The 14,659-nt window shown below is 39.5% G+C and carries 14 protein-coding genes; 8 read left to right on the forward strand and 6 right to left on the reverse strand.

Translation table 11 applies throughout. The features are described from left to right. Positions 1 to 95 precede the first annotated feature (95 nt). The 8 genes from HMPREF9184_RS06055 to HMPREF9184_RS06090 all read left to right on the forward strand — a co-directional run bounded on the left by HMPREF9184_RS06055 (position 96) and on the right by HMPREF9184_RS06090 (position 9,337). Positions 96 to 1,064, forward strand: coding sequence for a thiamine pyrophosphate-dependent dehydrogenase E1 component subunit alpha (locus HMPREF9184_RS06055; RefSeq protein WP_000105364.1), 969 nt, complete (start codon positions 96 to 98; stop codon positions 1,062 to 1,064). 15 nt (positions 1,065 to 1,079) lie between these two features. Continuing rightward, on the forward strand, positions 1,080 to 2,072 hold the full coding sequence (locus HMPREF9184_RS06060) for an alpha-ketoacid dehydrogenase subunit beta (protein ID WP_000448714.1): 993 nt from the start codon (positions 1,080 to 1,082) through the stop codon (positions 2,070 to 2,072). A gap of 328 nt (positions 2,073 to 2,400) precedes the next feature. Then, the gene (locus HMPREF9184_RS06065) at positions 2,401 to 3,444 is read left to right on the forward strand and encodes a dihydrolipoamide acetyltransferase (RefSeq protein WP_000752723.1); all 1,044 of its coding nucleotides are present in this window, start codon (positions 2,401 to 2,403) and stop codon (positions 3,442 to 3,444) included. Positions 3,445 to 3,485: 41 nt separating this feature from the next. Continuing rightward, positions 3,486 to 5,189 (forward strand): dihydrolipoyl dehydrogenase, encoded by a 1,704-nt coding sequence (lpdA, locus tag HMPREF9184_RS06070; protein ID WP_001162882.1) that lies wholly within the window; start codon positions 3,486 to 3,488, stop codon positions 5,187 to 5,189. A 59-nt stretch (positions 5,190 to 5,248) separates the two neighbouring features. Continuing rightward, entirely contained in the window at positions 5,249 to 6,238 is a 990-nt protein-coding gene (locus tag HMPREF9184_RS06075; RefSeq protein ID WP_000874000.1) for a lipoate--protein ligase, read from the forward strand. A 185-nt stretch (positions 6,239 to 6,423) separates the two neighbouring features. After that, on the forward strand, positions 6,424 to 6,675 hold the full coding sequence (locus tag HMPREF9184_RS06080) for a lactococcin 972 family bacteriocin (RefSeq protein ID WP_033585958.1): 252 nt from the start codon (positions 6,424 to 6,426) through the stop codon (positions 6,673 to 6,675). A gap of 18 nt (positions 6,676 to 6,693) precedes the next feature. After that, complete coding sequence (locus HMPREF9184_RS06085; protein WP_000825231.1) at positions 6,694 to 8,703, forward strand: DUF1430 domain-containing protein; 2,010 nt, start codon at positions 6,694 to 6,696, stop codon at positions 8,701 to 8,703. Between the two features lies 1 nt (position 8,704). Then, entirely contained in the window at positions 8,705 to 9,337 is a 633-nt protein-coding gene (locus tag HMPREF9184_RS06090) for an ABC transporter ATP-binding protein (RefSeq protein ID WP_000590109.1), read from the forward strand. Between the two features lie 68 nt (positions 9,338 to 9,405). Here the strand turns inward: HMPREF9184_RS06090 and xerS are convergent, their stop codons facing one another. The 6 genes from xerS to HMPREF9184_RS06120 form a co-directional block, all read right to left on the reverse strand. After that, complete coding sequence (gene xerS, locus HMPREF9184_RS06095; RefSeq protein ID WP_000817866.1) at positions 9,406 to 10,476, reverse strand: tyrosine recombinase XerS; 1,071 nt, start codon at positions 10,474 to 10,476, stop codon at positions 9,406 to 9,408. Between the two features lie 142 nt (positions 10,477 to 10,618). Then, positions 10,619 to 10,909 carry a hypothetical protein gene (locus HMPREF9184_RS06100; protein WP_001148767.1) on the reverse strand — a complete coding sequence of 97 codons (291 nt, stop codon included), beginning with the start codon at positions 10,907 to 10,909 and terminating at the stop codon, positions 10,619 to 10,621. Continuing rightward, complete coding sequence (locus HMPREF9184_RS06105; protein WP_000439966.1) at positions 10,890 to 11,282, reverse strand: hypothetical protein; 393 nt, start codon at positions 11,280 to 11,282, stop codon at positions 10,890 to 10,892. The genes HMPREF9184_RS06100 and HMPREF9184_RS06105 overlap by 20 nt, the downstream gene beginning before the upstream one ends. Then, entirely contained in the window at positions 11,264 to 12,520 is a 1,257-nt protein-coding gene (locus HMPREF9184_RS06110) for a hypothetical protein (protein ID WP_000231745.1), read from the reverse strand. The genes HMPREF9184_RS06105 and HMPREF9184_RS06110 overlap by 19 nt, the downstream gene beginning before the upstream one ends. Then, positions 12,520 to 12,963 carry a hypothetical protein gene (locus tag HMPREF9184_RS06115; protein WP_001066075.1) on the reverse strand — a complete coding sequence of 148 codons (444 nt, stop codon included), beginning with the start codon at positions 12,961 to 12,963 and terminating at the stop codon, positions 12,520 to 12,522. Before HMPREF9184_RS06115 ends, HMPREF9184_RS06110 begins: the two co-directional genes overlap by 1 nt. 142 nt (positions 12,964 to 13,105) lie before the next feature. After that, a complete protein-coding gene (locus HMPREF9184_RS06120; protein WP_000392524.1) occupies positions 13,106 to 14,656 on the reverse strand; it encodes a ClC family H(+)/Cl(-) exchange transporter in 1,551 nt (516 codons plus the stop codon). Positions 14,657 to 14,659: the final 3 nt, after the last annotated feature.

The following is a 14,659-nucleotide window of genomic DNA, read 5'->3' on the forward strand; positions in this document are numbered from 1 at the left end:
CTATTTTGTGAATTTTTATAGGCCATATACTTTGACAGTGTATACTAAAAAAGGTAAAATAGTAAGAGTAAGTACAAAGTTAGAAAGGCAAGATTATGTCAACTTTAGATAAAAATCTTTTGCTAGAGATGTTCCGTAAGATGGAAGAAATCCGTCGCATGGACTTAAAAATTGCTCAGTTAGTGAAAAAGGGAAAAGTTCCAGGTATGACTCACTTTTCTGTCGGTGAAGAAGCTGCTAATGTCGGAGCTATGCTGGCTCTCAACCCAGATGATTTGATTACCTCTAACCACCGTGGTCATGGTCAAGCTATCGCCAAAGGAATCGACCTCAACGGTATGATGGCTGAAATCCTTGGTAAGTACACTGGTACTTGTAAAGGAAAAGGTGGTTCCATGCACATTGCAGACCTTGATGCTGGTAACCTCGGTGCCAATGGTATCGTAGGTGGTGGTATGGGAATCGCTGTCGGTGCAGCCCTCAGTCAGCAAATGCAGAACACTGGAAAAATCGTCGTCTGCTTCTTTGGGGATGGTGCGACCAACGAAGGTGTCTTCCACGAAGCAGTTAACATGGCTTCTATCTGGAACCTTCCCGTTATTTTCTATTGTATTAACAATGGTTACGGTATCTCTGCGGATATCAAGAAAATGACTAACGTGGAACATATCCATCACCGTAGCGCAGCTTACGGAATCCCTGGAATGTTTATCGAAGATGGAAATAATGTCATCGATGTCTATGAAGGATTTAAGAAAGCTGTAGACCATGTTCGTGGTGGCAATGGCCCAGTCTTGATCGAAAGTGTCACTTATCGCTGGCTTGGTCACTCATCATCTGACCCTGGTAAATATCGTACCCGTGAAGAAGTAGAATTGTGGAAACAAAAAGACCCAATCGAAAACCTTCGCAAGTACCTCATTGAAAACAACATTGCAAGTGCCGAAGAATTGGAAGAAATCCAATCGCAAGTCAAGGAAGCGGTAGAAGCTTCTGTTAAATTTGCGGAAGAGAGTCCATTCCCACCACTAGAATCAGCCTTTGAAGATATTTACGCAGACTAAGGAGAAAGAGATAAAATGGAAACAAAAACAATGTCGTTCCGTGACACCATTATCCTTGCTATGTCTGAGGAAATGCGTCGCGATGAAAATGTATTCTTGATGGGAGAAGACGTTGGTGTCTTCGGAGGAGACTTCGGAACTTCTGTCGGAATGCTTGAAGAATTTGGTCCAGAACGTGTCCGTGACTGTCCGATTTCTGAAGCTGCTATCTCTGGAGCAGCAGCGGGAGCAGCCATGACAGGTCTTCGTCCAATCGTCGATATGACCTTTATGGATTTTTCGGTTATTGCCATGGACAATATCGTTAACCAAGCTGCTAAAACACGCTATATGTTTGGTGGTAAGGGACAGGTTCCAATGACTGTTCGATGTGCAGCTGGTAATGGAGTTGGCTCTGCCGCCCAGCACTCGCAATCTCTAGAGTCTTGGTTCACTCACATTCCTGGACTTAAGGTTGTAGCACCAGGTACGCCTGCGGATATGAAAGGACTTCTCAAGTCTTCTATCCGTGATAACAACCCAGTCATCATTCTTGAGTACAAGTCAGAATTTAACCAAAAAGGGGAAGTGCCAGTTGATCCAGATTACACAATCCCACTTGGAGTTGGGGAAATCAAACGCGAAGGAACGGATGTAACAGTCGTTACTTACGGTAAAATGCTTCGTCGTGTGGTTCAAGCAGCTGAAGAATTGGCAGAAGAAGGAATTTCGGTTGAAATTGTTGACCCACGTACCCTTGTACCGCTTGATAAGGATATCATCATTAACTCAGTTAAGAAGACTGGTAAGGTCGTACTGGTCAACGACGCCCACAAAACAAGTGGCTATATCGGAGAGATTTCAGCTATCATTTCAGAATCAGAAGCATTTGACTATCTAGATGCACCAATCCGCCGTTGTGCAGGAGAAGATGTGCCAATGCCTTACGCACAAAACCTAGAAAATGCAATGATCCCAACAGTTGAAAGCATCAAAGATGCCATCCGTAAAACTTATAACAAAGAATAGAACAACATAAGATAAATTATGTAACCTATTTCTGGATTTTAACTTTAGTAACTTGAGATATGTTTTGTATCCAAGTTACTTGTAGAGTTGTAATTGAATTCGGACAGAGGTCTGCGAAAAAAAAGATAGATTTCCTTGTGTTCATCGAACACATCGTCAATCTCCTATTTTTCATTGCTTTCTTCGTCCTTAATATCTTAAATTAGAACACGGGCTAAAAACTCGGAAAAAAGATAAATCTTCTTGGCTTCATCGAAGCCTACGTAGATTTCCTATTTTTCGGTCGCTTTTAAACGCCCTTAGTATCATAAATAGAATTGGAGAGGTCATGGCTGATGACAAGCTAAGAGCGACTCCTGCGGCTAGAAAGTTAGCGGATGATCTAGGTATCAATCTCTACGACGTTTCTGGCTCAGGTGCAAACGGTCGTGTCCACAAAGAAGACGTGGAAACTTATAAAGACACAAACGTGGTTCGCATTTCGCCACTTGCAAAACGAATTGCCCTCGAACATAATATTGCTTGGCAGGAAATCCAAGGAACTGGTCATCGTGGTAAGGTCATGAAGAAGGACGTTTTGGCCTTCCTTCCTGAAAATATCGAAAACGACACCATCAAGTCTCCTGCTCAAATCGAAAAAGTGGAAGAAGTTCCAGATAATATCACTCCTTATGGAGAGATTGAGCGTATTCCAATGACACCAATGCGTAAGGTTATCGCCCAACGTATGGTTGAATCCTATCTAACTGCGCCAACCTTCACACTCAACTATGATGTCGATATGTCTGAAATGCTGGCTCTTCGTAAGAAGATTCTTGAACCAATCATGGAAGCAACTGGTAAGAAAATTACGGTTACTGATCTTCTTTCACTTGCTGTTGTTAAGACATTGATGAAACACCCTTACATTAATGCTTCATTGACTGAAGACGGCAAGACTATTATCACTCACAACTATGTCAACCTTGCGATGGCAGTTGGAATGGATAATGGATTGATGACACCTGTTGTTTACAATGCTGAGAAACTAAGTCTGTCAGAGTTGGTAGTCGCATTTAAAGACGTTATTGGTCGTACCTTGGATGGTAAATTGGCTCCTAGTGAACTTCAAAATTCAACATTTACTATCAGTAACTTGGGAATGTTTGGTGTTCAGTCCTTTGGTCCGATCATCAACCAACCCAACTCAGCTATTCTGGGTGTAAGTTCGACAATCGAGAAACCAGTTGTTGTCAATGGTGAGATTGTTGTCCGCCCAATCATGAGTCTAGGATTAACCATTGACCACCGTGTCGTAGATGGTATGGCTGGTGCTAAGTTTATGAAAGACTTGAAAGCCTTGATTGAGAATCCAATCTCAATGTTGGTTTAAGTCAGCTATTGTTATTTTAGAGATTTAGAAGGAAGTAAGACATGGCCTTAGAAGTAATTATGCCAAAAGCCGGCGTGGATATGACAGAAGGACAAATCGTCCAATGGAATAAAAAAGTCGGAGAATTTGTAAAAGAAGGAGAAATCCTTTTGGAAATCATGACTGACAAAGTCAGCATGGAATTGGAAGCCGAAGAAGATGGATACTTGATTGCCATCCTTAAAGGAGATGGTGAAACTGTTCCAGTAACTGAAGTTATCGGTTATCTTGGCGAAGAAGGGGAAAACATCCCAACTGCTGGAGCGGCTGCGCCAGAATCAAAACCTGCACCTGCAACTAGTACCTCAAACGACGATGGTAAGAGCGATGATGCCTTTGATATCGTTGTGATTGGTGGAGGTCCTGCTGGTTATGTTGCAGCCATTAAAGCTGCCCAACTCGGTGGGAAGGTTGCCCTTGTTGAGAAATCTGAACTCGGTGGAACGTGCTTGAACCGTGGCTGTATCCCAACGAAGACCTACCTTCACAACGCTGAAATCATCGAAAACATCGGTCATGCAGCAAACCGTGGTATCGTCATTGAAAATCCAAACTTCACTGTAGATATGGACAGACTCCTTGAAACCAAGTCTAAGGTCGTCAATACTTTGGTTGGCGGAGTTGCAGGTCTTCTTCGTAGCTACGGTGTTACTGTACATAAAGGTATTGGTACCATCACTAAAGACAAGAATGTCTTGGTAAATGGTTCGGAATTGCTTGAAACCAAGAAAATCATCCTTGCTGGTGGTTCAAAAGTCAGCAAGATTAACGTTCTTGGTATGGAATCTTCACTCGTGATGACAAGTGATGACATCCTTGAAATGAACGAAGTTCCAGAAAGCCTTGTTATCATCGGTGGTGGAGTTGTCGGTATCGAACTCGGTCAGGCCTTCATGACATTTGGTTCAAAAGTAACTGTTATCGAAATGATGGACCGTATCGTTCCAGCTATGGATGCGGAAGTTTCTAAGAATCTTCGTTTGATCCTTGAACGTAAAGGAATGACCATCTTGACAGGTACAAAATTGCAAGAAATCATCGAAGAAAATGGTCAACTTCGTATCAAAGTTGAAGGAAAAGACGATATCATCGCTAGCAAAGCTCTTCTTTCAATCGGTCGTGTGCCAGACCTTGAAGGAATTGGTGATGTTGAGTTTGAATTGGATCGTGGACGTATCAAGGTCAACGAATATATGGAAACTTCTGTTCCTGGAATATACGCACCAGGTGACATCAACGGTACTAAAATGTTGGCGCACGCAGCCTTCCGCATGGGTGAAGTTGCCGCTGAAAATGCCCTCAAAGGAAATCATGCTGTTGCCAAACTGAACTTGACTCCTGCAGCCATCTACACTCTCCCTGAAGTAGCAGCAGTTGGTTTAACAGAAGAGCAAGCTCGTGAGAAATACGATGTTGCTATCGGTAAATTCAACTTTGCGGCTAACGGACGTGCCATTGCTTCTGATGCGGCCCAAGGATTCGTTAAAGTCATTGCAGATAAGAAATACGGAGAAATCTTCGGTGTTCACATCATTGGTCCTGCAGCTGCAGAATTGATCAACGAAGCGTCAAGCATTATCGAAATGGAAATCACTGTTGAAGAAATGTTGAAGACTATCCACGGACACCCAACTTACTCTGAAGTGATGTACGAAGCATTTGCAGATGTTTTAGGAATGGCCATCCATTCACCTAAGAAAAAATAAATCGAAGATAGAATAGACTGGAAAGGTATTTTCCAGTCTCTATCGTATAAAGGGATATCATGAAATATATTATCAATCATTCAAACGACACTGCTTTTAATATCGCCTTGGAAGAATATGCCTTTAAACACTTACTAGATGAGGATCAAATCTTCCTACTTTGGATTAACAAACCATCTATCATTGTTGGGCGTCACCAAAACACAATCGAGGAAATCAACCGTGATTATGTTCGAGAAAATGGCATTGAGGTAGTCCGCCGTATCAGTGGTGGTGGAGCTGTTTACCACGATTTAAACAACCTCAACTACACCATCATTTCAAAAGAAGATGAAAACAAGGCCTTTGACTTCAAGAGCTTCTCAACTCCAGTTATCAATACCTTGGCTCAACTAGGCGTTAAAGCTGAGTTTACAGGCCGTAATGACCTTGAGATTGATGGCAAAAAATTCTGTGGCAATGCCCAAGCCTATATCAATGGACGTATCATGCATCACGGTTGCTTGTTATTTGACGTTGATTTGTCAGTCCTAGCAAATGCCCTTAAGGTTTCAAAAGATAAATTTGAATCAAAAGGTGTGAAATCCGTCCGTGCTCGAGTAACCAATATTGTCAATGAATTACCAGAAAAAATCACTGTTGAAGAATTCCGTGATTTGCTATTGGAATACATGAAAAAAGAGTACCCAGAAATGACAGAATACGTTTTTTCTGAGCAAGAATTGGCTGAAATCAATCGCATCAAGGATACTAAGTTTGGAACTTGGGACTGGAACTATGGTAAATCACCTGAATTTAACATTCGTCGTGGAACAAAATTCACTAGTGGTAAAGTCGAAATCTTTGCCAATGTTCTCGAATCAAAAATCCAAGACATCAAGATTTATGGTGACTTCTTTGGTATAGAAGACGTTGTAGCTGTAGAAGATGTCCTTCGTGGAGTGAAATACGAACGCGAAGATGTCCTTAAGGCACTAGAAACTATTGATATTACACGCTACTTCGCTGGTATTAGCCGAGAAGAAATCGCTGAAGCAGTAGTAGGATAATCAAACGAAGTTGGTTGCAGAACCAGCTTCGTTTTTTGGTCATCTTATATATAATAATTTGTATTTTTTTGAAAAAGTGATATAATACAGTTGTAAAGAGTTGCTCTGGAAAGGAGAAAAAAACGGAAACTATATTTTGAGCAATTCATAATTTTATTGTTAAATAAAGCTTTTAATTATGGAAGTTGAGTTGTAGCTTAGCGTGTCCTGTCTTTGCTGATTGGGTATCTGGTGGTAACTGGAGTTACGGAGGATATCATGATTCAGGCAATTGGGGAGCATTCTCAAGTTATTTCCACGACTATCGTTGGCATTGGTCAAGTGTGGCTCGAGCAAGTGACAGCAAATCTAATGTAGGTTATGCTTCTGCTCATTACACATCAAAATCGTTCATAAATACAAGTTTTGATGAATTTGTATACTTTAATTTAGGATAAACTAGAAAGAGTAGAATTATGAAACGTTTATTTATACTTTTTTCGAACCTTTTTATTCTAATCTTTCTGCTTTGGATTGCCTTTATTTCACCAAATACGGTCATCTACCGAAGCCTCCCTGTGGTAGGAGTTCTTAAACAAGAAAGAAATATCACCAATGAGGAGCTTTCGGCCAACTTAGATCAGTTAGCAAGGGAAAGCAATAGTGTAATCGCTCGCCAGATTCAAAAAACGGATTCTAAAGGGCAAGTTAAGTTTTCGTATGATATCTACGGAGAAGGAGCACTTCCTAATGGCATCAAAAAAGAAGAGAAAGAATTCGCTGCAAAGGAAAGTTTGCTTACCAATTACTATATACTATCTGGGAATTTAACCCTTGAAAAATTGGATCAAAAACTCCACGATCTTGGTTTTTCAAAAAGTTTCATGAATAAGCCTAATCTCTTGCAGAATTTTATGGCATTTTTTGGTTCCGGTTCCCAATCCTTAGCCTTGGTTATTTTTATTCTTAGCTTTAGTGCATTGGCCATTATTCAAAAAACACTTGAATTGAGGAGTGCAGGGATTCGTTACATTGCAGGGATGAGACGGTACCAACTCTTTGGACGTTCTCTCATGGAAGACAGCAGAGAGCTGCTTTTAGGATGTATTGGAGCCAGTGCCTTAGGATCCATTTTGATTTATTGTTTACAATTAACCCCCTTTGCCTATTCCTTCATTATTACGAGTAGTATCATTTACAATATGCTCTTACTCATCGTATCAGCTCTCCTGTCCTTTATCTTTGCTTTCAGCATCCAGACGGTGCACTTGGTTAACCTTTTAAAAGGGAAAATTCCAGTAAAAAGGATTTTAGTTTTTCTCTTTACCTGTCAATTTCTCGCTGTTGCTCTCATTGGCCTTGCTATCCATCGAGTCAGTATCTATGGTTCTGTCTGGCAGACTTACCAAGAGGGGAAAGTGGCTTGGTCTAAAGAGACGAATTGGGTTCAAATTGGTGTAAATCGGGAGGATTTTTCACAGAGTACAAACAAAGAGACGCGAATTGAGAACAGAGCCAAATGGTCTAAGCTCATCGAGTCTGGCATCGAAAAAGGTGGTCTCTTGGTCTATCATCAGCTTGCATCTTTTAATTCAAAAGGCTTCATGAACGATCCTAGAACAGGGAGAGAGCTTTCGATCACAGATTACGATCCTCTTGCCAATACCCTGTATGTCACTCCAAATTACCTTGATATCCAAAGGATCTCAGTTTCCCCTGAGGAAAAAAAGCGCTTGAATCACTTGCAAGCTGGAGAATTTGGACTCTTGCTCCCTGAAAAGTTGATAGGGCAAGAAGAGGAGTTGAAAAAATGCTATGAAGATTATTTGACTCCTAGAGATGATCAAGGAAAGAGCCAGTTGCCTATGAAAGCACGGGTGACCTATCTTCCTAACAACCAAAAACGCTTTATCTATAATAATACACCGATGAACTATCAGCAATTTCTGACAGACCCGATTTTAGTTGTTGTTCGACCTGGGAGCTTTGGTGGCTACGACAATCCTTATTTCTCTCACCTCAATTCTTATCTGTATTTTGATGGACTCGAAAAAAGCAAGAAGCTAGTAGCTGAGAATGGCCTTGAAAAAAACGTTAGTCAATATGACTATGCAGTAGCTGTCTATCAGCAGATGATGCAATCCATTCAATTAGAGAACCTCATGACCATTGCTGGAGGTGTTTTCGGAATGGCGACCTCCATTCTACTCTTTAACACTATGAATTTCCTCTATTTTGAAGAGTTTAGAAGACCGATCTTCCTGAAGAAGATTGCGGGTATGGACTTTTTGAAAATTCACAAAAGTATGCTCATATCAGAGATTGCCATGCTGCTATTAGGTAGTGTCCTGATTTTCTTTCTCACACAGGAATGGTGGATCGCTCTCGTCACTCTTTTATTATTTACGATTAATGCATGGCTGATTCTCCTTTACCGCTCGCATAAAGAAGAGCATTTCTTGCCCATTATTCTGAAAGGAGCCTAATATGATTAAAATAGAACATCTGGCAAAATCATTTGGAGAACGGACTGTCTTTCAGGATATCAATCTGCAATTTGCAGCAGGAAAGGTCTATGCCCTAATCGGAAATAGCGGTTGTGGCAAAACAACCCTACTCAATATTCTGGCTAAGCTGGAACCTTATGAAAAGGGAAGCATCAGCTATCGAGGGCAAGAACTTAAGCAAATCAAATCTCATCACTTTTTTAAAAATGAATTAGGCTATCTCTTTCAAAATTTTGGCCTTCTTGAAAATGAGACCGTGGCTTCCAATTTAGAACTTGGATTGATTGGTCAAAAATGGACTAAACAAGAGAAGAAGCAGCGAGAAGAAGAAGTCTTAGAAAAGGTGGGATTGGATTATCTCACACTCGATCAAAAGATCTATGAATTATCAGGCGGAGAAGCGCAACGTGTCGCCTTGGCCAAAGTCATCCTCAAGGATCCTCCTTTGATTTTGGCAGATGAACTGACTGCAGCACTTGATCCAGAAACTTCACAAGAAATTATGAACTTGCTTTTATCATTGAAAAAGCCAGACCGCTTGATAATTCTTGCAACTCATAATCCAGTGATTTGGGAAAAGGCCGATGAAGTGATTCGGTTAAATACTATCTAAGTAAAAATACTCTATGATTAAAAATCGTAGAGTATTTTCTGTATATGACATAATTTTAATTATGTAAATCAGAGCTTATCTAGAGCATTCTTTTGTTCATCATTGACAATATGGGTATAGAGGTCAGTGACTTGTGTACTGGCGTGACCTAGCTGGTGACTGACTAAAACTTGCGATTTAGTCGCATCATAGAGCCTAGTTGCTAGGGTATGGCGTAGTTTATGGGGTGTTACACGGACTTTAAAATCCTCTGAGTACTTAGCAACCATTTTTTCAACACTGGAAGCATCGATACGATTGGGAACACCACGATAGAGTGTCAAAAAGAGTGCTATATCCGTTTTTTCCGTCTTATAGCGTTGATTTCGAATGGCTAGATAATTCTCTAAATAAGGCTTTGCAAAGGCAGCGACATTGACCGAGTCATGTTTACCACCTTTTCGAGTGACATCGATAACCATTATTTTGAGATTGAGATCTCTTAGATCCAGATTAACAGCTTCAGATAAGCGAACACCAGACGCCAATAGAAGGGCGATAATGGCCAAATCACGTTCTTTATTTTTATTGAATGACGAGAGAGCTCGATTAGAGAGTTGTTTAGGGTACTCTTGATCGATATAAGTTAGAAAACCTTCTGTTTCATCACCTAAAAAAAGTTTTTGCTTGATGTTTTCAGCTCTGGAAGCAAGGGTTTCTTTCTTTTTCTTGGTTGAAACTTTCTTCATTACATTACGATAGAAATAAGGTTCTCCCTGGTCATTTTCGACTTCCTCGGTCAGATACTTATAAAGACTTGAAAGTGCTGACAAGGTCCGATTGATGGTTGTCTGAGAGACACCTTGTTTGGTTGTATTGGCGTTCAGCAAAGGACGTTCTCGTAGATAAAGGATAAAAGATTCCATGTCTTTCTTGGTCAAATGTTCCAGAACGTCTAAGGGAATATCTGAAATAGCCTCAGCATTAGAAATTCCAGACTCTAAAACCCAGCTGAAAAAACGATCATATTCCTTGAGGTATTCGTACAAGGTTGTAAAACTATAAGGAACAGCAAGCTTAGATTGGTAGTATTCCAGAACATACCAGGGCATGATTTGTTTTAGTTTGTCGATTCGTTCCAGTAAAATCTCACGTTTCATCTATTTTCTCCATAAATCAGTCTACTAGTAGTATAGCATAGACTTATATATTTTTCAAGAAAATTATAGTTTTTCGGAAAGATGATATAAGAAACTTTTAAAAAAACTAACCATAAAGCATTCATCACTCTGAACCACTTTATTAAATTTCATCATACTTGAGCAACATATTAGGAATCTTTTCTTCAAGACTCTTGCGAACTTTTCCTTGAATTGCAGTGTCCATTTGGCTGTTTATGCTTGTAATGGTTGATTTGGTTTCTGTAGCAATTTTCTTAGCTGCCTTATTAAAGTTTTCTTTTAATTTATTTTTTGCTGTTATTGCTAACTTTGCTTCCGTAATAATTCGGTTTCGTTCCATCATTCGATACATTTGTTTCAGTGCATATTGATATTCTTCATCTGTGTAGTATTCATTCATTGGTGCTTGCATAATCTCTCCTTAATCTGTAAAATTCTTCATCTAAATCATTTCTTTTTTTGCGAAATTCCTTATCGTATTTTTCTATCTCATCTTCGAGTTTAATTCTATGTTCTCGGTATACTTGATCTGAAAAGTGTCTCAGATTTTCTATTTCTGTAAAGTACTCTCTAACATCATCAGCAGTTGAATCAAATTTCCTCAAGACTTGATACATTTTATCAACTTCTTCGGACATCAGTTTTTCTAAATTTGCATTTCGTTCGTCTAAATCGAATACTTTGTTATCGAGTTCTTTCTTTTGTTGATAATATTGTTCTTCTAGATTAAACAGTTCTCTCTTTTTCTCTCTGATTTCCTCCCATTTTACATCTTTTCTTTCCATTGTCGAAACTCCTTGGCCAATTGTTTGTCTGTTGCTACTGTTTTTTCGATGACTTCCTGTAATTGTTTATCCAAATTTTCAAATGCTTGGGCGGAAGCATTCATCTTAGTGACTGTTTGATCCGTTTCTGCCTGAAAAGTATTGATAAACTGTGCTTGAGTGATACCTTGGCTAGCAAAAAGGGCCTCAACCTCATAGGGAGCTAATGCTGTGTAACTCGTAAAGTCGATTTTGGACCAAATTTCTTGTAATTCTTGATTGGCTTTTTTTGCTAAGGCACTTACTTCATCAGCTCCAGTTCTGGCTGCTGTAGCCATAGATGATGATAAGATAGAACCTTGGGCTGCATCTAAGTATATTTCCTCAGAACTACTAATGCCATCTGATGACCATTTTGATTTCAAGTCCTTGTAACTAGCCATTCCTCGGAGACTGTTGGCATAAGCTCGATAAACGCCACTAATTAAGGGGTTTCCTCCTTTACCATCAACAACTTGACCAGTTACAGGATCAAATTCCCAATCAGCAATTTTGTGACTAGAGCCATCAAGCCAGTGAATCGTATTAGGCATAGAATTTGTAGTGGTAGTATTATACCATTCTGGATGGTTGAAATCATTCCAGACTACTACGTCATCATTTTTTCTACGGTAATCTATAAACATAGAAGGGTTACTTTCAATAAATGCTTTTTCTTTTAATGAGAGAGCTCCATATTTGAACCAAGCATTAAAGGTAGTTGTAGGTATGTGATATTTAGCCCCTACTTTCAGCATATAAGCCCCTTGTGAATAGCCTGATAGTTGACTGACTTCATATCTGGGATCGTCCATAATCTCTTTTACAAATTGATCAGCAACCTTATATTGTGGAGATAAATAAGTTTGCCTTGCAATTATGGCACTATTGACATCGCGTGCAATGAAAACATTTTTATTCACTGGACTATCAGGATCCGTTCCAGCAGCAATCACGGCTACATTTTTATAATCTGGTTTGCCATTGACTATAGGAGCTACCGCCAGCCCATCAAAACCAGTTTCAGTGTCAGACTTAGTGGCAACAACACGGAATTCTTGACTATCTGAGGTGGTTATAGTGTTGGTTTCGTTTTTATTATTTGGATTATCAGTCACAAATTTCTTTTTATTGCGTTCTGAAAACTCTTTATTAACACTATAGACCGCAAAATCTTGGTTTAAATTATTCAATTGATTATCAGTATAATTAAATACCATTATTGCTCTCCTGTTTCACCATTTGAATATCGTACTAATATTGTAGATTCTGTTTTACCAATGTGTTTTTGAAGTATCGACCATTGTTGATCAATTTCTTCATTAGTATTTCCTTTCATAAGACCATCATGATTTTCTTTATAGGTTAATCTGTGATTAATTCCATAAGTAATAGTTTGACTATCATTGAACTGTACTGAAATATCACAAGACCACGAACCCGGTTTGTCATTATAGTAAGGATCCATAATCTTAATCTCCTCAATCCCTTGGTAGGAATTCTTTAACGCATTAACCAGACTAACTTCATATTCTCTATTTCGACGCTCTTCTTGAGACTTCCCTAACATACTAAACATAAAAACACCTCCTGCTGTGATGATTACGAGTGATAAAACGATTAGTAGCTTTTTATGACTTTTTTTGATGCTGGAATTGTTCATTTAAGATTTTCTCCTTTTTCTTATTATACAATATTTTAATTAATTTTAACGAAACAAGAAGTAAAAACCGATCTCATCACTGAGAATCGGTTTTCTAAATACATTAAGAAAGTATTTTACATAATTTATGTTATGCAAAATACTACAACAACAAATCTTTGACTTTCCCAATTTCACTTTTTGGAATAACCAAATGAATCATATCGCCCAGATACATTCTGGTTGAGCCATTAACGGTTTGGCTTTTCCCATTATGGACTTGCGTGGTGATGAGTACGTTGTGTGGTAAGTTGAGTTCATGGACTTGTTTACCTGCTATTTTATCTGAAACAGGGATTTCGATAAGAGTCACTTCTCCTTCGTCTGTCGCTTCTTCTGGCAGCATTTTCTCCAACATGGCTTCGTACACTGGGGCCCCCTTTAGTAAATCCATGATAATGTAAGCTACTAAGGTCACAAGTCCGAGGGGCATGAGATTTCGGATATCTCCTACCATTTCGGTTACAAGGATCATAGCTGTTAGGGGAGCCTTGGATATTGCTCCAAAGTAGCCACTCATTCCTAAAATGATGAATATTGGAAATTGTTCCTGACTGACAAGACCAAGATTGACACAAATAACTCCAACTAGGGCACCAAGTAAGGAACCAAGAGCCAGAATAGGTAGGAAAATTCCACCAGGTAATCCACTTCCGTAACTTATCATGCTCCAAACAAAACGAATCAGAAAGTAAGCTAATAGAACTTGGAAACTAAAATCTTGCTCAGTTAGGGAAAGAACCAGCTGATTTCCACCACCAAGTATTTGTGGTAAGAAGATTCCCACTGGTATGATAAGGATAAAAGCTAAGATTGGATAATAAGCTCTATCTAAATGGATTTTTTGACCAAGCCAGTCATAAACTTTGCTGACATTTAGTACAGCTTTCTCATAAAGAAAACCTGATAATCCGAGAAAAATACCCATGAAAAGATAAATCCAATACTGGTCTAGAGTCATGAGAGGGATATTGTCAGGCATATCCAGTACGGGTGTTAGGCCAAATATGAGTAGAGAGACAAAGTTTGCTACAATGCTGGCTGCTAGAGTGGAAACCCAGAAAAATCGTGAAAAGTGATGATAGACTTCTTCAACTACAAAGAGAAGGCCTGCTATTGGGGCGTTAAAGGCTGCAGCAAGACCAGCAGCTGCTCCACTGGCAATTAAGGAACGTTCCTCAACTGGACTGGATTTGAGCCATTTAGCAATTCCCTTACCACCAACTGCTCCAAGTTGAATACTCGGACCTTCTCGACCCAGCATGAGTCCGCTGGCAATAGCTAGAATACCTAGAATATATTTCTTCCAGAGAACACTCCACCAATTAAGCGACATGAGTCCTTTTAATTCGGCCTCAATCTGTGGGATTCCTGAGCCTTTGATATCTTTCTCCGAGCGAGTTAATTTAGCACTGAGCCAGCAGATGAGTATGTAAAATAGAACAAGGACAAAAAGATTGCGCACTAGGTGCGCTTGATCTTGATAGAGGCCTTGTATCAGGTGGAAGCCTTTTTCGATTAAGAAACGAAAGGATCCGACGATTAGCCCGACAACTAGCCCGACGATAATTCCTCGCCCAACTTGGGATAATATGGTACTTGAGGCAAAGGCAAATTCTTTCTTAGACCGGAGTATTTCTGACTGTTCCTCCATAAT

It is taken from the genome of Streptococcus sp. oral taxon 058 str. F0407 (assembly GCF_000235485.1).
GTDB lineage: Bacteria > Bacillota > Bacilli > Lactobacillales > Streptococcaceae > Streptococcus.

What these genes read in the sequence shown, in the direction of transcription:
- HMPREF9184_RS06055 (WP_000105364.1), top strand. Translation starts at nt 96, where the DNA reads ATGTCAACTTTAGATAAAAATCTTTTGCTAGAGATGTTCCGTAAGATG.
- HMPREF9184_RS06060 (WP_000448714.1), top strand. Translation starts at nt 1,080, where the DNA reads ATGGAAACAAAAACAATGTCGTTCCGTGACACCATTATCCTTGCTATG.
- HMPREF9184_RS06065 (WP_000752723.1), top strand. Translation starts at nt 2,401, where the DNA reads ATGGCTGATGACAAGCTAAGAGCGACTCCTGCGGCTAGAAAGTTAGCG.
- lpdA (WP_001162882.1), top strand. Translation starts at nt 3,486, where the DNA reads ATGGCCTTAGAAGTAATTATGCCAAAAGCCGGCGTGGATATGACAGAA.
- HMPREF9184_RS06075 (WP_000874000.1), top strand. Translation starts at nt 5,249, where the DNA reads ATGAAATATATTATCAATCATTCAAACGACACTGCTTTTAATATCGCC.
- HMPREF9184_RS06085 (WP_000825231.1), top strand. Translation starts at nt 6,694, where the DNA reads ATGAAACGTTTATTTATACTTTTTTCGAACCTTTTTATTCTAATCTTT.
- HMPREF9184_RS06090 (WP_000590109.1), top strand. Translation starts at nt 8,705, where the DNA reads ATGATTAAAATAGAACATCTGGCAAAATCATTTGGAGAACGGACTGTC.
- xerS (WP_000817866.1), bottom strand. Translation starts at nt 10,476, where the DNA reads ATGAAACGTGAGATTTTACTGGAACGAATCGACAAACTAAAACAAATC.
- HMPREF9184_RS06100 (WP_001148767.1), bottom strand. Translation starts at nt 10,909, where the DNA reads ATGCAAGCACCAATGAATGAATACTACACAGATGAAGAATATCAATAT.
- HMPREF9184_RS06105 (WP_000439966.1), bottom strand. Translation starts at nt 11,282, where the DNA reads ATGGAAAGAAAAGATGTAAAATGGGAGGAAATCAGAGAGAAAAAGAGA.
- HMPREF9184_RS06110 (WP_000231745.1), bottom strand. Translation starts at nt 12,520, where the DNA reads ATGGTATTTAATTATACTGATAATCAATTGAATAATTTAAACCAAGAT.
- HMPREF9184_RS06115 (WP_001066075.1), bottom strand. Translation starts at nt 12,963, where the DNA reads ATGAACAATTCCAGCATCAAAAAAAGTCATAAAAAGCTACTAATCGTT.
- HMPREF9184_RS06120 (WP_000392524.1), bottom strand. Translation starts at nt 14,656, where the DNA reads ATGGAGGAACAGTCAGAAATACTCCGGTCTAAGAAAGAATTTGCCTTT.